Origin of the sequence: Roseateles terrae (assembly GCF_014192155.1) — a bacterium.
GTDB lineage: Bacteria > Pseudomonadota > Gammaproteobacteria > Burkholderiales > Burkholderiaceae_C > Roseateles > Roseateles terrae.
In genome coordinates this window covers 1-22940 of record NZ_JACHXO010000008.1, presented here as the reverse complement: position 1 = coordinate 22940, position 22940 = coordinate 1, and the positions used below count along the sequence as shown (strand labels likewise).

Sequence of the window (22940 nt, the reverse complement as noted above, 5' to 3'; positions counted from 1 at the left end):
ATCCATTCTTTTCGCGTCCGCGGACGCTGTCGCGGCCACCGCTTCTGCGTCTTCCTCGGCGCGCTCGGCCACGGGCGGCGCGGTGACGCATCCAGACGCAACCTGGCCGGTCGCGAGCAACGCTGCCCTGCGGGTCGGCGCGAGCTTCAAGCCGGCCTACCTGGACGAGCTGCTCGCAGACACGCTCCCGGACACCTTCTTCGAAGTCCATGCCGAGAACTACATGGGTGCGGGCGGCCCACCGCATCGCGCCCTGTCGGCGCTGCGGGCCGCCTATCCCCTGTCCGTGCATGGTGTGGGCCTGTCCATCGGCGGATCCGAGCCGCTGGACGATGCCCACCTCGCGCGGCTTGTGGCAGTGGTTCGGCGTTATGAACCCGCCCTGGTGTCGGAACACCTGGCCTGGTCGTCCCACGGCGGCCGCTTCTTCAATGACCTGCTGCCGCTGCCCTACACCGCGGCCACCTTGCAGCAGGTCTGCCAGCACATCGATCAGGTGCAGACCGCGCTGGGTCGGCCGCTGCTGCTCGAAAATCCCTCCACCTATCTACGCTTCAACACGTCTGACCTCAGCGAACCGCAGTTTCTGCGCGAGGTCGTGCAACGCACTGGATGCGGTCTGCTGCTGGACCTGAACAACGTGGTGGTCAGTGCCACCAACCATCGCTTCGACGTCCACCAGTATCTGCGGGAGCTGCCGCTGGCATCGGTCGGTCAGGTGCATCTGGCAGGCCATAGCGAACAGCAGGATGAACACGGGCAGCGGCTGCTGATTGACAGCCATGATCGCAGTGTCGGCGCGGACGTGTGGGCCCTGTACGCAGTGGTGATCGCAGCCATCGGGCACGTTCCCACTCTCATCGAGTGGGACAGCGAGTTGCCCCCCTGGACGGTGCTGAAGTCGCAGATGGCGCAAGCGCTCGATGTTCAGCGCTTCCTGTACAGCGGCACTGGAATCACGGATCGACCGACGAATCAGGCCGCCGAGGTGTCCGATGCCCACTGACTTCGCCGCCCCACTCGCATCCGGCCTGCTGGACCCGGCCGCGCCGCCGCCCGGCATCGTGCTGAACGCCGAGGGCGCCTCGGTCGCCAAACGCTACAACGTCTATCGCAACAATGTGACCGTCAGCCTCATTGCAGCGGTCGCGGCAATTTATCCGGCAGTGCAGCGCATCGTGGGGGAAGACTTCTTCCGCGCGATGGCGCGGGCTCACGTCCGCGAGACGCCGCCCAGCTCGCCGCTGCTGTTCGACTATGGTCGCGCGTTCCCGGCTTTCATTGCTGCTTATCCCTACGCAGCGGAGATGCCCTGGCTGGCCGACGTCGCACGCATCGAACGCGCGTGGCTGGACGCCTATCACGCAGCAGACGCGCCCGCGCTGGCCGCCGATGACCTCGCCGCGCTGCCTGCCCAAGCCCTACCAGACCTCCAGCTGCGGGCACACCCTGCCGCGCAAGTGGTGCGATCGGCCTATCCGGCGGTGTCCATCTTCGCCATCAACCGCCATGAAGGCCCGGTGAGCCCATTGACGACCCGCGACGCCCAGATCGCGCTCGTGACCCGCCCTGCTGACGAAGTGATCGTCACCCACCTTCCGGATGAAGCGGCGCCCTTCCTGCAGGCGCTGCTGGACGGGCAGCCTCTGGCAAGCGCTGCCGAGGCAGCCCTGTCGGCGAACCCGTCCTTTGATCTCACCACCCATCTCGCCGCGCTCATCGAAGCCGGCGTCTTTGCGTCCCTGCCCGAGGAGACTGTCGCATGACCCCGTTGAACGACCGAGCCTCCGGCGCGGCGGCTCCCGCCATGCCGCCCACCGCGCACACCCACCTGGCAGCCCACGGGCGCGGGTTGTCCTGGTCCCGGTGGTGGGCAGCGCTCACCCCACCCGCTTGGCTTGCACAGCTTGCACTTCGTCTAGCCATCGCCGTGCCCTTTCTCAAATCAGGCCTGCTCAAGTGGGATGGGTTCCTGCACTTGAATGACGTCGCGGTCGCGCTGTTCACCGACGAGTTTCAGCTCCACCTCCCGGGCGGGCCGTACCCGTTTCCCGCGCCGGCCGTGATGGCGTTTCTGTCAGCCTGCGGCGAGGTGGTCTTGCCCCTGCTGCTGATCGCCGGCCTGGGCACGCGCCTGGCGGCCTGCGCCCTGATGGGCATGATTGTTTTGATCCAGCTGACCGTGCCAGACGGCTGGCCGGTGCATGCCACCTGGTTTGCCATGGCGATGGCCATCGCCGCCGGGGGACCGGGCGCCCTCTCGCTGGATCATCTGATCGGCCGGCGGCTGGCTTCGCTGACACGGCGGCGTCATGAACCTCGCTGAATCCAGCCCGTTCTGGGGCGACGCACCACTGAGGCGGGTCCGGACGAGGCGGAACGACCCGCCACTGCCGCAGATCCGGACGTCGTCGAGCGTCCCGCGCCGGCCGGCATGGCCCTCGGCTCCGGCCCACGCACGGGCGCCAGTGTCGGCGTGTGCGCCAGCGGCAATGCAAGCGCCAGCCCCCGACCTGTCACAGTCCAGGTGCGGGGACGGCCTTCCCCGACTCCGCACAATTCCCAACACCTCAATGCCAGGTCACACGGACAATCGCGCGATGGACTTCGCCCCTGGCGCCCCCACGACCACCCCGCCGCCTGCGCCGACCACCGCCCAGGTTGGCGCACGAGCCACCGCACAGGCCACCGAACAGCAGCTGAAATCGCTGTTCCTCTCGGCGCTCGACGGCGACACCCGCGCCTACCAATCGTTCCTGCAGGCGCTGGGCGGCGTGCTGCGCGCCTTCCTTCGCAAGCGGCTGCACGACAAGCCGCAGGACGTGGAGGACCTGGTGCAGGAGATCCTGATTGCGGTCCACAACGGCCGCCACACCTACCTGCCGGAGCAGCCACTGACCGCCTGGATGTATGCCATTGCCCGCTACAAGACGGCGGACTTCCTGCGCAGCCGTTATCGTCACGAGGCCTGGACGGAACCGCTGGACGAGGACGCCGCGGACCTGTTTGCCGCCTCCGATGACGAGGCCGCTCATGCCCGCCGGGATGTGGATCAGTTGCTGTCCCAGCTTCCGGACCGACACCGCCTGCCGATCCTGCATGTGAAGCTGCAGGGACTGTCCGTGGCGGAGACGGCGCAACTGACGGGGCTGTCCGAGTCCGCCATCAAGGTGGGCATCCATCGCGGGCTGAAGGCCCTGGCCCAGATGATTCGAGGAGTGACATGAAAACCGACGACCTGGTCGCGATGCTGGCTGCCGAAGCCGGCGCGGCGGACCGATCCGCACCGCCGCGCCGATACGCCGCGGCGATGCTGATCAGCCTGCTCGGCGCGACCGCGCTCATGCTGGTGCTGCTGGGACTGCGCGCGGACCTCGCCGCGGTGGCCATCACCCCGCGGTTCTGGCTCAAGGTGGCCTTTCCGGCGCTGCTGGCGATCGGGGCCGGGCAGATGATGCTACGTCTGGCGCGGCCCGGCCTGCCGCTGGGGCGAGGCTGGCTGTTCATCGTGGCGCCTCTCGCGGCCCTCTGGCTGGGCGCCATCGGCACGCTGGTGCTGTCGCCGGTGGACCAGTGGCAAGCGCTGCTGCTGGGCCTGTCGTGGCGGAGCTGCCCGTTCAACATTGCGGTGCTGTCGGCGCCAGGCTTCCTGGCGCTCTTCTGGGCGGTGCGCGGCATGGCGCCGACGCGGCTGCGGCTGACGGGTGCGGTCATCGGGCTGCTGGCCGGGGCCAGCGCCACCACCGTCTATTGCCTGCACTGCCCGGAGATGCAACTGCCGTTCTGGGCGATCTGGTATGTGGCCGGCCTCCTGATTCCCACGGGCCTCGGCGCCCTCATGGGCCCGAAGTGGCTGCGGTGGTGAGCGGGTCCAGGCCCGCATCCCTCAAATCCCGCCCAGGCAGAGGTATTTCGTCTCAAGATATTCATCGATGCCCTGATGCCCGCCCTCGCGGCCGAGGCCCGACTGCTTGACGCCGCCGAAGGGCACCTCCGCCGTCGAGATCAGGCCGGTATTGACGCCCACCATGCCGGACTCCAGCGCCTCGCCCACGCGGAAGATGCGGCCGATGTCCCGGCTGTAGAAATAGCTGGCCAGGCCGAACTCGGTGGCATTGGCCATCTGGATGGCTTCCGCCTCGGTCTGAAAACGGAAGATCGGGGCCACCGGGCCAAAGGTCTCTTCCCGGGCGCAGAGCATGTCCGCGGTGACGTCCGCCAGCACCGTCGGCTGGAAGAAGCGGTCTCCGGTCCGGCTGCCGCCGGTCACGATGCGGGCGCCCTTGCTGGTGGCATCGGCCACATGGCGCTCCACCTTGGCCATCGCGGCATCGTCGATCAGCGGGCCCAGCGCCACACCGGCTTCGAAGCCGTTGCCCACCTTCAAGGCTTCCACTTTGGCGGAGAGCTTGGCCACGAACTCGTCGTAGATGCTGTCCTGCACATACAGCCGGTTGGCGCAGACGCAGGTCTGGCCGGCATTGCGGTATTTGCTGGCGATGGCGCCGTCCACGGCGCTGTCCAGATCCGCGTCGTCGAACACCAGGAACGGCGCATTGCCTCCCAGCTCCAGCGACAGCTTCTTGATGGTGGGCGCGCACTGCGCCATCAGGATGCGGCCCACCTCGGTGGAGCCGGTGAAGGACAGGTGCCGAACCGCGTCCCGCTCGCACAGCACCTTGCCGATGGCGACCGAGTGTTCACCGTCGCCAGTCACCACGTTCAGCACCCCGGCCGGCATGCCGGCGCGCTGGGCCAGTTCCGCGGCCGCCAGGGCGGTCAGCGGCGTCTGCTCGGCCGGTTTGATGACCACCGGGCACCCGGCCGCCAGGGCCGGCGCCACCTTGCGGGTGATCATCGCCAGCGGGAAGTTCCACGGCGTGATGGCGGCGCACACGCCCACCGGCTGGCGCAGCACCAGGTAGCGCTTGCTGCCTTCGGTGGCCGGGATGGTTTCCCCATAGACCCGCTTGGCTTCTTCGGCGAACCATTCCAGGAAGCTCGCGCCATAGACGATTTCGCCCCGCGCCTCCGCCAGCGGCTTGCCTTGTTCGGCTGTCAGGATGCGGGAGAGGTCGTCCGCATGCTGGATCAAGAGGTGGTACCAGCGCATCAGGATGGCGGCCCGTTCCTTGGCGGTTTTGGCGCGCCAGGCCGGCCAGGCCGCTTCGGCGGCGGTGACGGCGGCGTCCGCCTCGGAAGCGCCAAGGTTGGCCACGTGGGTGAGCAGTTCGCCGGTAGCGGGGTCGTCCACATCGAAACGGGCGGCGCCGCCGACCCATTCGCCATTGATCAGGGCATCGGTCTTGAGGAGGCTGGGATCCTTGAGTTGGGCCAGCGGGGAAACGGGGGTGTCCATCGTCGTTGCTCCGGGAGAGGGGTTCGAGAGTGGCTCTCTGTGTGCGGACGATCCTATCGGGTTTGGCATGGGCGCCACGTCACCGAGTTGCCAGGCCGGTGCGAGAGCAAGGGCCGCTCCTATAATGGAAAGCTTCGCGAAAACGACGCTGAATCAAGCATTTGGCCCGCATTCAGGGCGATGGGCTCCGGGGAGATCCCTCCAGATCCCCGCAGACCGCAGCCCGCACTGCAGACATTTGCTTGCAAAGCCGTTTCGCCAGGAATTCTTGACCGTTTCTGCCATCGCCCATCGGTGCCCGGTTCGCACGCCCCGCATGTATCCCATGCGGCGTACGTTTCCGGTGCCCAAGGCCTGGCAGAGGTGCAAACCGCTGGGTGCAACAGCTAAAGGACTGGCATGAAAGCCGCTGAGATCCGCAATACGTTTTTGAAGTTCTTCGAATCCAAGGGCCACCAGATCGTCGCCTCCAGCCCGGTGGTGCCCGGTGACGACCCGACGCTGCTGTTCACCAACGCGGGCATGAACCAGTTCAAGGACGTGTTCCTGGGCTTCGACAAGCGCGCGTACACCCGCGCCACCACCGCCCAGAAGTGCATCCGCGCCGGCGGCAAGCACAACGACCTGGACAACGTCGGCTACACCGCGCGTCACCACACCTTCTTCGAGATGCTGGGCAATTTCAGCTTCGGCGACTACTTCAAGAAGGACGCCATCAGCTACGCCTGGGAACTGCTGACCGAGCACTTCAAGCTGCCCAAGGACAAGCTGTGGGTCACCGTCTACCAGGAAGACGATGAGGCGTACGAGATCTGGAACAAGGTCGTGGGCGTGCCCGCCGAGCGCATTGTGCGCATCGGTGACAACAAGGGCGGCCGCTACATGTCCGACAACTTCTGGATGATGGGCGACACCGGTCCCTGCGGTCCCTGCACCGAGATCTTCTACGACCACGGTCCGGACGTGGCCGGCGGCCCTCCGGGCAGCGCCAATGAAGACGGCGACCGCTACATCGAGATCTGGAACAACGTCTTCATGCAGTTCAACCGCACCGAAGACGGCGTGATGCACAAGCTGCCCAAGCCGAGCGTGGACACCGGCATGGGCCTGGAGCGTCTGGCGGCCGTGCTGCAGCATGTGCACAGCAACTACGAGATCGACCTCTTCGTGAACCTGCTGGACGCAGCCAAGCAGGCGGTGGACGCCGCCACGCCCGGCAGCGGCGACTGCGACAAGACCTCCCCCTCGCTGAAGGTGATCGCGGACCACATCCGCGCCTGCTCCTTCACCGTGGTGGACGGCGTCATCCCCGGCAACGCCGGCCGCGGCTATGTGCTGCGCCGCATTGCCCGCCGCGCCATCCGCCACGGCTACAAGCTGGGCGCCCGCACCCCGTTCTTCCACAAGCTGGTGGCCGCGCTGGCCAAGGAAATGGGCGACGCCTATCCGGAACTGCGCCGCGACGAAGCCCGTGTGACCGAAGTGCTCAAGCAGGAAGAAGAGCGCTTCTTCAAGACCATTGCCACTGGCATGGAACTGCTGGAATCGGCCCTGGCCGGCGGTGCGAAGCAGGTGGACGGCGAGACCGCCTTCAAGCTGCACGACACCTACGGTTTCCCGGTCGACCTCACCGCCGACGTCTGCCGCGAGCGCGGCGTGACGGTGGACGAAGCCGGCTTCAACCGCCTGCTCGAAGAACAGAAGCAGCGCGGCCGTCAGGCGGGCAAGTTCAAGATGGCGCAGGGCCTGGAGTACACCGGCTCGGCCACCACCTTCCATGGCTATGACCTGCTGGCTCGCGACGATGTGAAGGTCGTGGCGCTGTATGTCGATGGCAGCGCGGTGCAAAGCGCTGACGCCGGCGACGACGTCGTGGTGGTGCTGGACCACACCCCCTTCTATGCCGAAAGCGGCGGCCAAGTGGGCGATGCCGGTGAACTGCGCAATGCCACCACCCGTCTGGTGGTGGACGACACGCTGAAGATCCAGGCGGATGTGTTTGGTCACCACGCCCAGGTGGTGGAAGGCTCGATCCAGGTGGGCGACAGCTTCATCGCCCGCGTCGATGCCGAGCGTCGCGGCCGCACCGTGCGCAACCACAGCGCCACCCACCTGATGCACAAGGCCCTGCGCGAAGTGCTGGGCGGCCACGTGCAGCAGAAGGGCTCGCTGGTCAACGCCGAGCGCACCCGTTTCGACTTTGCCCACACCGCCCCGATGACGCAGGACGAAATCCGTCGCGTCGAGGCCATCGTGAATGCCGAGATCCTGGCCAATGAAGACACCAATGCCCAGGTGATGGCGCTGGACGACGCTCAGAAGAGCGGCGCCATGATGCTGTTCGGCGAGAAGTACGGTGAATCGGTGCGGGTGCTGAGCATCGGCACCTCCAAGGAACTGTGCGGCGGCACCCACGTGCATCGCACCGGCGACATCGGCCTCTTCAAGATCGTCTCGGAGAGCGGTGTGGCGGCCGGCATTCGCCGCGTCGAAGCCGTGACCGGTGACAACGCCCTGCACTACCTGCAGTCGCTGGAATCGACCGTTGCGGCGGTGGCCGGCACGCTCAAGGCCGCCCCGTCGGAACTCGAGCCGCGGGTGCAGGCGGTGCTGGATCAGGTCCGCGCGCTGGAGAAGGAACTCGCCGCGGCCAAGAGCAAGCTGGCCTCCGCCCAGGGCGATGAGCTGCTGGGCCAGGCGGTGGACGTCAAGGGCCTGAAGGTGCTGGCGGCCACGCTGGTGGGCGCCGATGCCAAGACCCTGCGCGAGACCATGGACAAGCTCAAGGACAAGCTGAAGACCGCCGCCATCGTGCTGGCTGCGGTGGACGGCGACAAGGTCCAGATCGCCGCCGGCGTGACCGCCGACAGCATCGGCAAGGTCAAGGCCGGGGAGCTGGTGAATTTCGTGGCGCAGCAGGTTGGCGGCAAGGGCGGCGGCAAGCCGGACATGGCCATGGCCGGCGGCACCGATCCGAAGGGATTGCCTGCGGCACTGGCGAGCGTGCAGGGCTGGATCGGCGAGCGGGTCTGAGGCCGCGGGCCTGTCCAGGCCCGTTGATTGCCCAGTCTATTGCCCATTCCATTGAGCAATCCATCGCCCCATCCATTGCCGGTTCCTCTGCCACCACGGCGTCATCAAGCTTGATGCATCATGACCGTGGCCGCCTCGGGCGGCTCCGGTCGATGCTCTCGAAGGGCCCGGTCCGGGCCCTTTGTTTTTGAGTTTTTCATCCCGGTGCCGGCTCTCGGTCCGGATCTTTTCACGGACCGCGTTCCGGACTCCTGTCCGGATCGCCCCACGGACCGCCACGCGAAGCGACACACGCTCCGCATGCGGACCGCATTCTGGAGCCCTTCATGAGCGATCAACAAGATCAACCCCTCGACATCGACAACGCCCAGCAACTCGGCGAATTCATCGCCCAGCTGGCTGCCGCAGCCGATCCTGACGCCCCTGCCATCACCCTGGACACGCTGGACGGCTACATGACCGCCCTGCTGGTGGGCCCGCCGCCGAGCGCGCCCATCCAGGCGATGGATGCCCTGTTTGGCGACGAGTGGCCCGGCATCTTCGAATCGCAGGAACAGACGGACGCCTTCATGGACGTGCTGCACCTGCGCTGGAACGAGATCGCCGACAGCCTGGACCCGCAGGCGCTGGTGGAGTCGCCCGAGCAGATGCAGCTGGTGCCGCTGATCTCCGACTTCGACGACGAGACCAAGGCCCGCCTGCTGGCCGACGGCTCGCTGACGGAAGACCTGCTGGAACGCCTGCCGGCGGCTGGCGCGCTGTGGGCGCAGGGGTTCCTCCAGGCGGTGGAAGACACCGGTTCGTGGGAACTGCCGGAAGGCGATGCGGCGCGCGACCTGTCGCTGATGCTGGAAGCCATTGAAGCGGTGACGCTGGCGACGAATTCCGACGAGCGAAGCACCTACATTCAGGAAGCCTACGAAGAGCCGGAAGGCATCGACCAGGACGCGCTGATTGACGACATGCTGTTCACCGTGCAGGACATGCGCCTGTTCTGGCTGCAGCAAGCCGCCTTGAAGGCCGCCTTCAGCGAAGACGGCGAGACACCGTCACAGCACTGAGGACGAAGGCTGGACACTAAGGGCGCCTACAGGCGCCCTTTGCAATTGGGCGCGCCGCAGCGGCAGCGCAGCCGACCTTCGTGGTGGCTCTCGCCGTAGTCGCAGGAGAGTTCCTCCCCGGGTTCGATGTCCCGGATGGCATAGAACTCGGCCCGGCCCTGACGGATGCGCAGTACGGCATTCGGGGCGCAACTGTGGTTGATGTGGCGCATCACGCCTTTGTCGTGCGTGGCGTCGATGGCGGTGCGGTCCGACACCTCCACCACATGGATGCGTCGCTTGCCCTCAATGCGGCGTCGCGCTTCCCGCACCGACACGACTTCTCCGCGCATCTCGCCGATCTTGCGTCGGGCCGGAATCGGCTCGTCGGCAAACACACCCAGGCCATCGATGGCACTGGGGGCGACATGCAGCGCAAACTTCTCGGCCGGCATCGGCTCCCCGCGCACTCCCGGGGCGGCCGCATCCCGCGACGACGCTTTGGGAGCGGGAGCAGGCGCGGGCGGCAGTGAACTCAGGCGGGGCATGACGGGCGGATGTCGAAGGAAGGGAGACGGGATAAACGGGACTCGGCATTGTCGCCTGCTCGCGCCCCACTGTGCATCGGATGCGACACCCCACATCGTCCCACCGCTGGGTGGTTGACTGCGGCGGACCGTCCCCAACATACTGGTTCGCATGAATCGCCCTGGCTCCACTGTGATGGCTGAGACGCTGCTGACAAGCGAAGCGCCGGCCGTTCTGCAAAGCCGCTGCCGTGTCGCGGAGGCGCTGATGCGCCTAGTCCCGACACAGGCGTTCCAGACGCCGCTCAACCCGGTGCAGGAAGGTCGAACGCGGTAGCCCTTCCCCGCCCCAGCCGGTGCCCCGGCCGCCCCCACAGCAGAGTTCTCGACAAAGCCCGCGATTGCGGGCTTTGTTGTTTCCGGCCCTTCCATTCACACACCAAAGGGAGATCTTGATGGACCTGATCCTGCGACGCCCCACCCCCGATGACGGCCCGGCCCATGCGGCCCTGATGAGTCATCCGGAGGTGCAGCCCTGGCTGCTGGGCCTGCCCCATGTATCCCCCGAGGCCTGGCGGCAGCGGTTCAGCGCCACGCCGGAGGTGCAGTCGGCGGAGCTGGTGCTGCTGGCACTGGTGGATGGCCAGCTGGTGGGATCCGCTGGTCTGCATCCGGCCGGGCCGCAGGCGCGTCGTCGGCATGCGATGTCCCTGGGCATCAGCGTGCTTCCGCAGGTGCAGGGTCAGGGCGTGGCCAGCGCGTTGATGTCCGCGCTCATTCAGCAGGCGGATGACTGGCTGGGGGTGCTGCGCATCGAGCTGAGTGTGTTTGTGGACAACACCCGCGCCATCCGCCTGTATGAGCGATTCAATTTCGACATCGAGGGACGGATGCGCGGGTATGCCATGCGACATGGGCAGTATGTCGACTGCTATGCGATGGCGCGTCTGCGACCCGCTCTGCCGGTGTGGCCGCCAGAAGGCTTGGATGGGACGGCGAAGTCCACGGGTCCGCGATAGGCGCAGAAGACCATCGGTCTTCGGTCTTCGGTCTTCGGCAGTCGGTAGCCGCTGCAGGCCGCTCAGTCTGCCGCCAGCAGCGGCTGGTCGTCAGCGCTCGACGGTGCGGGAATACCGCTGACAAGGCGCCACAGGTCGTCGCAGTCCAGCAGCGTCAGCATTTCCGCCCCCTTGCCCTTCAGCAGATGCACGCGCGCCTGCGCGGCCCAGCCGGGTCGGGTGGGACTGGGCTGCAACTGCTCGGCGCCCGACTGGAACACCTGCCCGAGCTGCTGCACCGCCAGCACCAGCCGTTGCCCCTCGCGGGTCGCGCACACCAGCAGCGCAGCGTCGTCGCCGCCAGGGCGGTGGAACAGCAACTGGCCCAGATCCAGCACCGGCAGCATGCGCCCTTCGAAGCCAAGCATGCCGCGCACCGCCGCCGGCGCCTGCGGCCAGGCGGTGATGCGCTGTCGCCCCACGGCAGCCAGCACCTGGGGCGCCGACAGGCCCAGCCACTGGTGGTCCACCTGGAAGCTGGCCAGGTCCAGCACCTGACGGCCGGAGGGCGGCAAGGGCTGGAAGGCCGCGCTTTTCTGAGCGTCCGAACTGTCGTCCTGACGCGGCCCCAGCGGCAGCAGCACGAGTGCGGCCAGGTCCTGCGGATGCGGTGGCATGTGGCGGCGGTATTCGCGGTAGCCGCCTGACATCGCCAGGCCATACGCCTGCACACGTCCTTGCAACGCCAGTTCACCGGTCACCACCTGGTCCGGCGGCAAGGTGGCCAGCTGCGGCAGCGGGAGCGGAAAGGACTGGCCCACTGCCCAGTGCGCATCGCTGCTGGCAACGATCTCACCGCTGCGTGTCACCAGCAACGCCGCCGATCCCGGCTGACTGGGCAGCGCCGCACGCAGCATCGCTCGAAACTGCGGCTGGCCATCGAACACAATGGCGATGCCACCGACCGGGGCGGTTGAACTGTCGGGATGCGGCACCGCGGTGGCGTAGACGAGGCACGGCGACGCCCCATTGTCGCCATACAGACCGCAGGGCTCATGCGCCGAGACCACATACTGGCTGCTGTCCCGCAGCGCCAGGGCGCCGTGCACCCAGTCGCCCTGGACGCTCCGCCCCAGGTGGTGCGACTGCGCTGGATCGGACACGGCCAGTACGCGGCCTTGCGCATCGAACACCAGCAGCAGCGAATACACGGTGTAGAGCGCATGGATGCTGCTGAGTACCTCGGTCGCGGCGGCGACATCGCCTCGCGCCAGCGCCTGCTGCAGTCGCGCATCCTGCGCCCACCAGCGGCAGTCGTTCGCGCGTTCGTAGAGGTTGCGGTTGACGATCGAGATGGCCAGCTCGGACTGGAAGCCGACGGTATCAAACACCGCGCCCAGGGCACTCTCTTCGAGCTGATGGATGGCGCGCTCAAACACCTGCCGCAGTTGCTCGCCCGTGCGTTCAACTTCATTGAGCAGGGTGACGGCGAAGTCGGCATTCCCGCTCGCGACGCTGCCCGCGGCACCGAGGTGGCCGTCCCGGCTGCGACTCTTGAGCTTGCCATTCCACAGCGACCGCGACAGCTCCCGCTGAATGCGCCGGGCCTCCAGCGGGATGCTGCGCAGTTCTTCGTCAAACAGTTCGCGGGTATCGACACCGCGTGCACGGGCCTCCGTGCGCGGCGGCGGCGCATCGGCAAACGCGTGCTGCAGCGGCTGCAGCATCTGCGCCGACCAGCCCGGTCCGAAGTAGCCCTCGTAGCCGCTGGCTGTGGCCGAACAAGCCAGATAGTCCCGACCCGCGAAATCGATGCAGAAACCCTGCGCGCGGTCGGCCGCGGCCAGCGGCGCCCCCAGCGGGATCTGCCAGGGGTCGGACGTGAGAAGCACGCGGCCCTCGGCGTCCTTGAGCACCAGCACCGAACGGGGTACACCCGCGCACAGGGCGCGGAACAGCCCGAGCATTTCGTCCTCCAGTTTGAAGGACAGGCACAGCACACCGCGCGCGCCGTTGTCCGCGGTCACCGCGGCCGCATAGATCAGACCGCTGGCGCCCCCCAGCAGCGGGCTGGGGCCGTGCACCTCGACGAACGGCTGACCGGGGTCCAGTGCACGCAGAAGACGGGGGTCGTGCACCCGGTCGGCGCAGCGCTCCGGATGCAAGGCGACCAGGCTGCGGCCATCGGCGGCGAGCAGCGCCACCTGGTCGTAAACGGAATACTTGGCGACGTAGTCGGCCAGGCGCTGCTGCACGGCGGCGCGGTCAGCGATGGGGTCGGAGGCCGGGACGGCGGCGTGGTCGGCCGCGTGATCGGCCGCGTGATCGGCCCGATCGCGATCCGCCGCCAGAATCGCTCTCAGCGGACCGTCCGCGGCGAGAAAACCCACATCCGCCGTGCGTTCGAACAGATTGCGGACCAGGATGTCGATTGCCACCTGCGACCGTCCCTGCAACTGCTGCACCGCGTTGTCGAACTGGCGGCGGGCCAGGCTGTCCAGCAGGCGACCGGTGAGCGCCTCGAAGGCGCTGCGGGTGTCGGCCATGTCGGTCGCGGCGCCGCTCATCTGGCCCAGCAGCGACAGGCTGTCCCAGGCGCCCTGCAGGCGCATCAGCGGTTCGCGATATTCCTCCAGCAGCGGCATCGCTGCCAACAGGGGTGCCACTTCCGTGCTGAAGGGCAGGCCTTTTCTCCAGACCTTGGTCATTCCGGGATCCTCAAGCGGCCCTTGTGGGGCGAAAGCAGCGCAGTGTGGCGTTGCAATCTGTTGCTGTCAGGAGGGGAAGACCGGTGATTGGAAGGGGCTCGGTGACTTACCGCACACCGTCATCACGACAGCACCGCGGTGAGGCGGGAATGACACTCGGTGGGGCGTCCGCGGCACACGGAAGGTGCGGACGCGGTGCCAGCGATCGGCGGATCTGTTGCAGCGCTGCGACGGCCAGCGTGGCGTATTGGCGAGCGTCAGTCGCCCATCGACATGGTGGCGGTGGTGTCGGAGGTCCCACGGCGTTCGGTCACCACATGCGCCTGTTGGACGGGGGCCTCCGCGTCGGTGTATTTGCTCTGGGGACCCGGCGCATCGGTGGAGCCCCCACGGTCGGAGGTGCCCGACTGCGGCGCCACTGGCGGCTTGCTGGGCTGGCGCTTGCCGGTGATGAGCAGCCGCGCCAGCTTGACCACCTCACTGGCTTGCGCCGGCGCCATGGGGAGCAGCAGCGACAGGCCCAGCAGGGCAGGCCCCAGCAGGCGAACGGTGGTCTTCAAGGACAGACGGGGATGGCGACTCATGAGCTTCCTCTGGCCAATGGTAGCGGCGAAAGGGAGTATCGAAAGTCAGGGAAAGACATGCCAGAGACGCGCGACGAAATGCGTCTTCAAAGGCTTGACTTGCGGCCCGGGCGGATGGAGGCACCGCGCACCTCGAATGTCACGCGTTGCAATTCGCGGCCCTTGGCATCCAGCAGCTGCAGTTCGTGGCGGCCGGGCATCGGCATCCAGTCCACGCTGCCGCCCTGCCCCAGCGGCCGTCCATCAAGGCGCCAGCGGGCGGGGCCGGCGGCGCCCAGCGCGCCCTGGTGCTGGAAACGCAGGCGCTGATGGGCGGGCGGAATGTCCGGATCCAGGGCGTAGATCGCCCCGGGCGCAGGATTGGTGATGCTGACCGGCGTGCCGGCGGCGCGAAGCTGGCTCTGTTCGGTGCCGGCCAGGAAATACTCCTGCCGCGGCGGCTCGCGGCCGGCATCGAACCGGACCGGCTGGTGGACCAGGCCAGGGGGGGGCTGGAACGGCTGCCCGGGCGCACCCGCATGCAGAGCCAGCATCACATCCCGCCAGACCGGTGCGGCCCCGCTGACACCGGAGACCTGCTGCATGGCCGAGCCGTTGGAGTTGCCGACCCAGACGCCGACGGTGTAGCGCGATGACCAGCCGACGCACCAGTTGTCGCGCATGTCCTTGCTGGTGCCCGTCTTCACCGCGGCCGGGAAGGGCAGCGCCAGGGCGCTCGTCAGGCCGAAGGTGATGGCGCGGGCATTGTTGTCGGACAGGATGTCGGCAATGACGAAGCTGGCGCGGGCGTCGGCGACGCGCCGCGGGGCAGTGGCGGAGGCACTGGTAGCGGTGATGTTCGTGGTGGAGGTGGTTGAGCTGAAGCGGGAGCGTGCGGAGGGGCCAGCGGCAGGCGCCGCGGCCTTGGCAGCGGTTGCTGCGGCGGGGCCGCCCTTCGCGGGATCGGACAAGGCCCCCGGCAAGGGCACCTCGCTGTAGACCCCGCCGTTGGCCAGCGCGCGGTAGGCATTGGTCAGCGCCAGCAAGGTCACGTCCGCACTGCCCAGGGCCAGCGATGGCCCGTAGAACCCCCCCGTCTCCGGCAACTGCAGGCCCAATGCATTGAGCCGCTCAAAGACGGCTTCGGGCGTCAGCATCAGGCCCAGCCGGACGGCGGGCACATTGATGCTGTTGCCAAGAGCCGCCCGCGCGCTGACCCAGCCGCGATAGTGCTTGTCGTAGTTCTGCGGCAGGTAGACGCCTGCCCCTGTCGGAATCTGGGCAGGCGTGTCATCCAGCAGGCTGGCCGCCGTGATCAACCGCCGCTCGAGAGCCAGCTCGTACACAAACGGCTTGAGCGCAGACCCCGGCTGACGACGCGACAGCACATGGTCCACCTGGGCCGCTTCGGACCGCTGGCCGCTCGATCCCACCCACGCCCGGACCTCGCCCGTGGCGTTGTCCAGCACCACCACCGCGCCGTCTTCGACCCCTCGCTCCTGCAGCTCCCCCAGCTGACGGCCCAGCGACGCCACCGCCAGCCGCTGGATGCGGCCGTCGAGCGTGCTGCGCTGCGTCGGCGGACCGTCAGGCCGCAAGGCGAGCCGTGCATAGTGAGGCGCCCATTGCGGCGCGTCATCCCACTGCAGCGGCTTGCGGGCCAGCACCGCACCAAGCTCATCATCCAGCCCGTCACAGCGCTCGTTCATCGCCTTCAGCAGGGCACAGGCGCGATCGGTCAGCCGCGCTTGACTGGCATTGGGGCCGCGCAGCATCGCCGCCAGCAGCGCGGATTCCCGCGCGTCCAGACCAGCGGGACGTTTGCCAAACAAGGTCTGCGCGGCGGCCGGCACGCCGACCAATTCGCCGCGCAGCGGCACCAGGTTGAGATAAGCCTCCAGGATCTGTGCCTTGGTCCAACGCTTTTCCAGGCGGCCGGCCACCCAGGCCTGTCCCAGCTTCTGCGTCACACTGCGGCCGCCGCGCTGGGCCAGGTCTTCATCGAGCAGCCCTGCGAGCTGCATCGTGACGGTGGAAGCGCCCCGGGTGCGGCTGTTCCACAAGTTGCCCCAGGCGCTGCTGGCGACGGCAGACCAGTCCACGCCGCTGTGCTCGTAAAAGCGCTGGTCTTCCGACAGCAGCATCGCCCGCAACAGGGCCGGAGACATGTCCTTCAGCGCCACCCAGGCCAGCGCACGTCGGCGAGGGTCCAGGCGCGCTCCCTGCAGCGGCTCGCCCCGCCGATCCAGCAAAACGAAGTCAGAGACGCGGTGCTGGGTGCGGACCTGCGAAAACGCCGGAAGGTCCGCAGCACCTGCGGACGGTGATCCCCCGATCAGCGCCGCTGTGAGCAGCAGCGCGGGCCAGCCGGCCAGTCGCGCTGGCACGGCCCGCCCTCCCCTTGTCACGGCGCCACCTCCATCGTGGCATTGGGCGCCTCGCCAAAACGGTCCGGCGCATACATCGCTTCGACGCGGGTCGAAGGCATCTGGAAACGGCCGGCATTGTTCAGTCGCACCGTGTATTCAAAGACATGGCGGCCTTGCGGCAGGTATTCGAAGTAGCCGCGCCAGGCCGAGAAACTGCGCTCGATATAGCTGGGCCAGGCCTGTCCTTCCGCGCGCTCGCCGTCCGCTTCGATGGTGTCGGTGACGACCGCCGCGCCGGTCGGCAGCGGGTCGCTGACCACCACCCAGGACATGTCGGCCGCCGCTTCCACTTCCAGACGCACCCGCATCACGTCGCCGCGCGTCCACGCCGGCGCCGCCTTCTGCGAGACCGGGACGATGCTGCGTTTGATGGTGTAGCCCGCCGACAGCGGCGCCCGCAACGGGACGGCCGCCAGCGCCTGCACGGTCACCCAGGGCCGGCCGTCGCCCGCCTGGGTCAGGCTCAGCGGACCACTGCCGCTGGCTGGCCACGGCAGGGCCAGCTGGCCGCCCTTCGGTGACGCCGACCAGTCCAGTGACGCTTTCTGGCCGCCCAGCGCCGCGTCGGTCCTGCCCGTCACCGACCTGGACTCGAACACGTTGCCGAACCGCTCCAGCGCCAGCGCGCCCCAGAGGTTGGCGGTCGTGTTGTACCAGGCGCCACGGTCCTGACGGGCCAGCGCACCGGTCACGATGCGGGGAATTTCGTCCTTCCAGGTGGGGTCATTCATCACGGCCATCAGCAGGCGGGCCGCATTGCTGTCCCCGCTGTCCATCAGCCACCACCAGGCGTCGGTGTCCTCATTCACAAAACGCAGCGTGCTGCCGGCGTAGCTCATCCGGGCGCGCAGCTGGTTCTGGGCCGCGGCCAGTTGAGCGTCGCGTTGCGGGGATGCGGGCTGCCGCTGCTGGATCACCAGCCAGTCGATCACGGCGGCCGTGGGCCAGGTCGGCAGACGGGTGGCGTCGACAGTGGCGAGCTGACGACTGGTGGCACGGCCATAGCGGGCCAGCGCCGCCAATGCGCCCACGCGGCGCGGCTCGTCATCCGGCCGCGGGGACCAGTGCTGGCGCGCGATGCGTCCTTCCACAAACGCGGCCAGACCCTCGAGGGCACGCGTCTGGGCCGCATCGGGCAGGCTGCGGCCGGACTCCTTCGCCACGCTGAGGACGTAGGCGGTCAGCACATCGCTGCCCTGGTTGTAGGTGGCGGACAGCGGGTAGTAGCCCAGCAGTCCGTCACGATCCTGGTAACTCGACAGCTGGCCCATCAGCGTGGTCCATGCGGTGTCGTCATGCAGGGCGATGTATTTGGACGTCTGCTGCTCCAGGCAGTTGAACGGATAGTTCACGAAGAACCGCCGGATGCCTGGCAGCGCGCTGGACAGCCGAGGCTGCAGGCCCACCTGAATGCCGCCGCGTTTGACGCCTTGCGGCGGCAAGGCATCGGCCGGCGCGGAAACCGGCAGCGACAGCGGGCCGTCCAGCTGGCGCAAGGTGGCTTGCAGCACGCGCAGCGGCAGGGCCGGCTCGACCTTCTGCACCGCCTTCATTGCATCCTTGGCGCCTCCGGTGCCCTGCTCCTGCGCCTGCGCCTCCCAACTGATGCGCTGAGCCCCCTCCGGAATGACCACCGGCCAGCTGACGACTTCCGCCCCTCCGGCGGCCAGGGTCAGTTGACGGGTCTGCGGCGGGATCGGCTGGTCACCGCTCTCGAGCGTGGCCACGCCCTTGAGCGACAGGGCCAGCGTCATCGAACGGCTGGTGGTGTTGCGCACGGTGAGCATTGCCTCCATGCGGTCGTTCTCACGCGCCAGTGGTGGCAAGCCCGACAGCAGCTGGAGATCCTGACTGACGGCGATGCTGTTCTCGCCCGTCCCAAAACGCTGGCCGGGTGCGTCAGCGATCGCCACCAGTCGGAAGCGGGTGAGCGAGTCGTTCAGTGGCACCTGCACCACGGCTTCGCCCTGGGCATTGAGGGTGACGGCAGGCTGCCAGGTGAGGAGCGTGTCGAACAGCTCCCGCGTGGCAAATCCTCCGCCCCCACCAGCCGCGACGGCTTTGCGGCCATAGTGACGGCGGCCGATGATTTCGCTGTGGGCGGTGGAGGTGCCCACCATCCACGGACGCTGCTGCAACAGGTGGTCCAGCAACTTCCAGCTGCCGTTCGGGGACAGGGTCAGCAGGCCTTCGTCCACCGCCGCAAATGCCAACTGAGCGTCCGGCACCGGTTGTCCGTCCTGCGTCACCCGCACCTTCACCTGCGCCGACTGACGCACACCGTATTGGGCCTGCTGCGGCAGCACCTCCACCTTCAGTTCATGTTTGGCGCGGCCGACTTCGATGGCCGCCATGCCCATCTTGAACGACGGTTTGGCCAGGTCCACCATGGCGGTGGGAGGCTGGTAGTCGCCCGACGCACGCCAGGCGCGCCACCAGGATCCAGGGTCCCGCCATCCCCAGGTAAAGAACGAATACCAGGGCACGTCGTGCAGGCGGCCGCGCACCACGGTGACGCCCACGAAGGCGTTCGGCGCCCAGTCCTTGTCGATCTTCACTTCGACCCAGGGATCGCGTCCGGACAGACGCTGGACCTGGCTGTAGACCAGCCCTTCCCGCTCGACCGTGATCAGCGCCATCGCATCGCGATAAGGCATGCGGACCTGGAAACGGGCCGTGTCGCCCGGCTCCCAGCGGCGGCGGTCAGGAATGACGTCGATGCGGTCGTCGTTCTCCTGCGAGAACCAGAGTTCACTGCCGCTGTGCACCCAGACCGGACGCGCGGCCAGGCTCTTGCGGCCGTTGCCGTCGGTCGCGGTGGCGATCAGTTCCACCTGTCCGGACTGCTCGATCTTGACTTCGCAGCGGGCCAGGCCCAGCGCGTCGGAGGTGGTCTTGCAGATCTCGCCCAGTTCCTTGATGGTGCGCTTTTGCTCATAGGCATAGAAGCCACCCACCAGGCGTTTGCGTGTGCTCACGGTGATGATCTGGCGTGCCGTGACCACGACCGAACGGCCCGCGATGGGCTTGCCCTCGGTATCCATGATCACCGTCTGGATCGGCAGGCTCTGGGCGCGGGTGGTCCAGGTGGGGGCGCGCACGCCGACCTGCAGATCGGCGGGCCACAGCACCTGCGAGCTGGAGCGGGTGTGTGAGGAGCCGTCGGGATCGCGATAGGTCAGTTCCACGCGCAGCTCGGACGGACGGGTCACCGGGGCCTTGAGCGGGATGCGGAATTGCGCTGCCCCCTTCTTGTCGGTCTGCACCGCAAGCTTGTCAACCAGCAGTTCACGGTTGCCGGGGTCGGAGGTTTCGGCGTCGTCGCCATCCCCTTCGTCGCCGTCCGCATTCCGTGTGGAGACGGCGGCGTCCGGGTCGAAGGTCTGTGGCGGATCAAAAGCGAATTCCTCATAGCCGGGATTGCTGCTCCACCGGGGCTGCAGCACGGCGCTGATCTGCACGGGCGATTGCGCCATCGGGCCGCCGGACATGTAGTTCAGCTGGGCACCCCAAGTGAATTCCTTGGCCCCGGCGGCTGCAGCCTTGGGTGGGAGCAGGCGAGCATCGACCAAGGGGATGCGGATCTCATCCACCTTCACGCCGCCGCTGTCCCATTGGCGCATGCCATGCTGGCCATCGGCGCCCCGCTGCAGCACCAGCCGGTAACTGCCAAGCTTTGCGCCGGGAGGCACCTGCCAGCTGCTGAGCGCGTAGCGGGTCCCCTGCCACTTCAGCGTCTGTTTGTAGACTTCTTCACCGGTCGCGGCGAAGATGACCCGCAACTCGGTGGGCAACTCATTCGGCGGCGCATCGTTCAATCCCTGCAGGGTTTCCAGCCGGAAGAAATGCTTCATCGACAGCTTTTCGCCGGGGCGCAGCAGCGGACGATCAGTGATCGTGTGGGCGCGGGCGGTGGTTTCATTGCCGCCCCAGCTGGTGGGCAGGTTGAAGCGCCAGGTTTCAATGCCCCGGTTCCAGCTGGTGAACAGGAAGCTGAAATCTTCAGTTTGTCCGGACGCGGTGTGGCGGGCGGTCACGTACAGACCGTCGTCGCCAAGGCATTCGATGGACCGGCTTTGCGACAGGTTCGGGCGATCGATGTGGGCAATGCCGTTGTCATCCGACTTGCCGGACCAGATCGGTTTGCCGGTGCAGTCGTAGACCGACACTTTCGCGCCTGGGACCGGACGTCCGCTGTCCAGGGCCGTGACCCAGGCGAGGCTGTTATCGCGGCCCAGCTTGAAGTGAATGCCGAGATTGGTGACGAGCACGCCGGTGCGGACATACATCGTCGCTGGCGGCTCCAGCAGACTCTGGCCCAGACGCGGCGAAGCCACTTCCAGGATGTGGTAGCCCGGCTGGCGAAGCGGCACCCCAACCACCTCCATCTCCGCCTTGGGATTGTCCGACTTGGGCAATTCAAGCGGCTGTGCGGTGGGGTCGCCCTTGAGCATCGGCTTGTCGCGGGTTTCCCATTCGCTGTTCACCGCCTTGCGGACCTTGGCCAGCCAACGCAGCACCTCCAGATCGTCCGTCACGCGCTTGATCAGCACCTTGCCGGGACCCCCGGTCTGCAACTCCGGCTGCACGTGGCGCATCGTCAGCGGCACGAGGCTGGGTTCGCGCACGTCCCACTCCACAATGCCAAAGGGCGCCGCGGCAAACTTGGCCAGCGGCGGCGCCTGGCTTGTCTGCAGCGTCATTGGGAAGCTGGCCGCGTTGGACAGGGGGCGACCGCTGACATCCTTCAGCCCCTTGGGCAGTTCGAGCTTGAAGGTGGAGGACTCCGGCAGGGGGAAGGGAAAGCTGACCCGACGGCGATTGGTGCTGTCGTCCTCGTCCGCAGCGGACTTCTCTTCGGTCGGGCTGTAGAGCTTGTTATCCGGGCCGCGAAGGCGGATCGCCATGGCCATGTCTTTGGGGACGGGCTCGGAGAACTCCACCCGGATCGGGCGGATCGGAATACACGGCGCATTGGCACGTTCCCGTTCGCAGCTGAATTCAGCCGTCAAGGGTTCGCGGATGCTGAAGTTCAGGCGCTGCTCGCCGCGGGTGGTGACGGTGCTGTCCACCGAGGAGGCAATGCCGGGCCCCCAGACCAGCCCCAGCTTGCCGCCGGGGGGGAGTGGACGCTGGCAGCTGACCAGCACCCAGGAATCTTTGCTTCGCTGGAAGCCGTTGGCCTTCAACGCCTCATTCCGGTCGGCCTCCGAGGCCAGAATCACCGGGATGCGCTCGCCTAGCTGCGAGGTTTCGCACCACATGCCAGCGGCGATGGTCTTGTTGTTGGCAGCCGCGGAGAGTTTCAGCAGGAAACGCTGCTCTTCTTCGACCTGGCTGCCTTCCCACGGGACGGTGCGTTCGACGGAAGGGGCAGAGACGTAAAACTTGAAGTCGCGTTTGCCCACCCAGGTGCTGGAGACGCCGGGGACTGTCGGCTTGAAAGTGTCGTTGGCACGGATGTCGCAACGAGCGCCGGAAGGCAGCGGGCGTTTGAAATCAAACACCCATTCCTTGTCGTTGGTCCAGCGGCCTTCGCCCGCTGCAACGGCCTCAGGCGTGCAGCGGATGGTGACGGGGGCTTCTCCGCGAAGGTCGCCCAAGGGCTTGACCGACTCGGCGAACTGCACCACCACATTGGCCAGCTGGCGGACCTCCCCTTCCGGCACGACCTTGGCCAGCTGCATCGCCTGTGCTGGAAGGCTCGACACGCCAAGCAGCGCGGCGGCGAGGACGGCCGGTCGAGAGAAGTTGGAGCGAAGCAGCGAACGAATCAGGTCCCGCATGACACAGCCGGCAGAAGTCTTTATCAGCGCAGTCTAGCCCTGGGTCGCTGTGACGGAGAGCCTGCTGGGCAGGCCTTTAGTCATATTGGCTGCAATACCCCCCTGAATCCATCATTTTGGGGGATATGGGGAACCATGGCACCGCGCGCTCACGCGTCGGGTTCACCGCATTTTCGCCAATGAGAAAACCCCTTTTTAAACGCCCAAAAGCAAAACCCCCTGAACTGCTGGAGTTCAGGGGGTTTGCAGGGTTATTAGCCTGACGATGACCTACTTTCACACGGGAATCCGCACTATCATCGGCGCTGAGTCGTTTCACGGTCCTGTTCGGGATGGGAAGGGGTGGGACCGACTCGCTATGGTCATCAGGCTTGACTGGTTGGCCAGCTGCGCGTCCATCTGGGGACAGGGCAGCTCGCCCAATTCGTAGAGTCTTAATGAAATCAGCTTTGATTTGATTGCGTTCACAGACGTGCTGCGTTGGCAGCAGACATGAA

Annotated in this window: 14 protein-coding genes and 1 rRNA gene; 8 read left to right on the top strand and 7 right to left on the bottom strand. The window is 67.2% G+C overall.

The window, feature by feature from the left end; all coding sequences use genetic code 11:
* Positions 1-82: 82 nt before the first annotated feature.
* The 5 genes from bufB to FHS28_RS19410 all read left to right on the top strand — a co-directional run bounded on the left by bufB (position 83) and on the right by FHS28_RS19410 (position 3865).
* Positions 83-1006, top strand: coding sequence for an MNIO family bufferin maturase (gene bufB / locus FHS28_RS19430; protein ID WP_088454725.1), 924 nt, complete (start codon positions 83-85; stop codon positions 1004-1006).
* Complete coding sequence (locus FHS28_RS19425; protein WP_088454724.1) at positions 996-1766, top strand: HvfC/BufC N-terminal domain-containing protein; 771 nt, start codon at positions 996-998, stop codon at positions 1764-1766. Before bufB ends, FHS28_RS19425 begins: the two co-directional genes overlap by 11 nt.
* A complete protein-coding gene (locus FHS28_RS19420; protein WP_246410383.1) occupies positions 1763-2326 on the top strand; it encodes a DoxX family protein in 564 nt (187 codons plus the stop codon). The genes FHS28_RS19425 and FHS28_RS19420 overlap by 4 nt, the downstream gene beginning before the upstream one ends.
* A gap of 274 nt (positions 2327-2600) precedes the next feature.
* Positions 2601-3227, top strand: coding sequence for a sigma-70 family RNA polymerase sigma factor (locus FHS28_RS19415; protein ID WP_088454722.1), 627 nt, complete (start codon positions 2601-2603; stop codon positions 3225-3227).
* Positions 3224-3865 carry a DUF1109 domain-containing protein gene (locus FHS28_RS19410; RefSeq protein ID WP_088454721.1) on the top strand — a complete coding sequence of 214 codons (642 nt, stop codon included), beginning with the start codon at positions 3224-3226 and terminating at the stop codon, positions 3863-3865. The genes FHS28_RS19415 and FHS28_RS19410 overlap by 4 nt, the downstream gene beginning before the upstream one ends.
* A 21-nt stretch (positions 3866-3886) precedes the next feature.
* Here the strand turns inward: FHS28_RS19410 and FHS28_RS19405 are convergent, their stop codons facing one another.
* Positions 3887-5359 (bottom strand): NAD-dependent succinate-semialdehyde dehydrogenase, encoded by a 1473-nt coding sequence (locus FHS28_RS19405; RefSeq protein WP_088454720.1) that lies wholly within the window; start codon positions 5357-5359, stop codon positions 3887-3889.
* A gap of 399 nt (positions 5360-5758) precedes the next feature.
* Between FHS28_RS19405 and alaS the strand changes: the two genes are divergently transcribed.
* Both alaS and FHS28_RS19395 read left to right on the top strand, forming a co-directional pair.
* Complete coding sequence (alaS, locus tag FHS28_RS19400) at positions 5759-8392, top strand: alanine--tRNA ligase (protein ID WP_088454719.1); 2634 nt, start codon at positions 5759-5761, stop codon at positions 8390-8392.
* Between the two features lie 326 nt (positions 8393-8718).
* Positions 8719-9453: a UPF0149 family protein gene (locus FHS28_RS19395; protein WP_088454718.1), complete on the top strand. Its 735-nt coding sequence runs from the start codon at positions 8719-8721 to the stop codon at positions 9451-9453.
* Between the two features lie 26 nt (positions 9454-9479).
* Here the strand turns inward: FHS28_RS19395 and FHS28_RS19390 are convergent, their stop codons facing one another.
* Complete coding sequence (locus FHS28_RS19390; RefSeq protein WP_246410382.1) at positions 9480-9980, bottom strand: SET domain-containing protein; 501 nt, start codon at positions 9978-9980, stop codon at positions 9480-9482.
* Between the two features lie 434 nt (positions 9981-10414).
* Here FHS28_RS19390 and FHS28_RS19385 point away from each other — a divergent pair, with 434 nt between their 5' ends.
* On the top strand, positions 10415-10978 hold the full coding sequence (locus FHS28_RS19385; protein ID WP_088454716.1) for a GNAT family N-acetyltransferase: 564 nt from the start codon (positions 10415-10417) through the stop codon (positions 10976-10978).
* A gap of 62 nt (positions 10979-11040) precedes the next feature.
* Here FHS28_RS19385 and FHS28_RS19380 read toward each other — a convergent pair whose 3' ends face one another.
* From FHS28_RS19380 to rrf, 5 genes are all read right to left on the bottom strand, one after another.
* A complete protein-coding gene (locus FHS28_RS19380; RefSeq protein WP_088454715.1) occupies positions 11041-13665 on the bottom strand; it encodes a chemotaxis protein CheW in 2625 nt (874 codons plus the stop codon).
* Positions 13666-13922: 257 nt separating this feature from the next.
* Complete coding sequence (locus FHS28_RS19375) at positions 13923-14249, bottom strand: hypothetical protein (RefSeq protein ID WP_088454714.1); 327 nt, start codon at positions 14247-14249, stop codon at positions 13923-13925.
* A gap of 86 nt (positions 14250-14335) precedes the next feature.
* Positions 14336-16615, bottom strand: coding sequence for a transglycosylase domain-containing protein (locus FHS28_RS19370; RefSeq protein WP_088454713.1), 2280 nt, complete (start codon positions 16613-16615; stop codon positions 14336-14338).
* Positions 16616-16632: 17 nt separating this feature from the next.
* Entirely contained in the window at positions 16633-22443 is a 5811-nt protein-coding gene (locus tag FHS28_RS19365; RefSeq protein ID WP_088454712.1) for an alpha-2-macroglobulin family protein, read from the bottom strand.
* A gap of 257 nt (positions 22444-22700) precedes the next feature.
* A 5S ribosomal RNA gene (gene rrf, locus FHS28_RS19360) occupies positions 22701-22813 on the bottom strand.
* Positions 22814-22940 lie beyond the last annotated feature (127 nt).

Coding starts and splice junctions, on each gene's coding strand:
- FHS28_RS19380 (WP_088454715.1), bottom strand. CDS start 13,665: ATGACCAAGGTCTGGAGAAAAGGCCTGCCCTTCAGCACGGAAGTGGCA.
- FHS28_RS19415 (WP_088454722.1), top strand. CDS start 2,601: ATGGACTTCGCCCCTGGCGCCCCCACGACCACCCCGCCGCCTGCGCCG.
- FHS28_RS19385 (WP_088454716.1), top strand. CDS start 10,415: ATGGACCTGATCCTGCGACGCCCCACCCCCGATGACGGCCCGGCCCAT.
- FHS28_RS19425 (WP_088454724.1), top strand. CDS start 996: ATGCCCACTGACTTCGCCGCCCCACTCGCATCCGGCCTGCTGGACCCG.
- FHS28_RS19365 (WP_088454712.1), bottom strand. CDS start 22,443: ATGCGGGACCTGATTCGTTCGCTGCTTCGCTCCAACTTCTCTCGACCG.
- alaS (WP_088454719.1), top strand. CDS start 5,759: ATGAAAGCCGCTGAGATCCGCAATACGTTTTTGAAGTTCTTCGAATCC.
- FHS28_RS19395 (WP_088454718.1), top strand. CDS start 8,719: ATGAGCGATCAACAAGATCAACCCCTCGACATCGACAACGCCCAGCAA.
- FHS28_RS19405 (WP_088454720.1), bottom strand. CDS start 5,359: ATGGACACCCCCGTTTCCCCGCTGGCCCAACTCAAGGATCCCAGCCTC.
- FHS28_RS19375 (WP_088454714.1), bottom strand. CDS start 14,249: ATGAGTCGCCATCCCCGTCTGTCCTTGAAGACCACCGTTCGCCTGCTG.
- FHS28_RS19410 (WP_088454721.1), top strand. CDS start 3,224: ATGAAAACCGACGACCTGGTCGCGATGCTGGCTGCCGAAGCCGGCGCG.
- FHS28_RS19390 (WP_246410382.1), bottom strand. CDS start 9,980: ATGCCCCGCCTGAGTTCACTGCCGCCCGCGCCTGCTCCCGCTCCCAAA.
- FHS28_RS19420 (WP_246410383.1), top strand. CDS start 1,763: ATGACCCCGTTGAACGACCGAGCCTCCGGCGCGGCGGCTCCCGCCATG.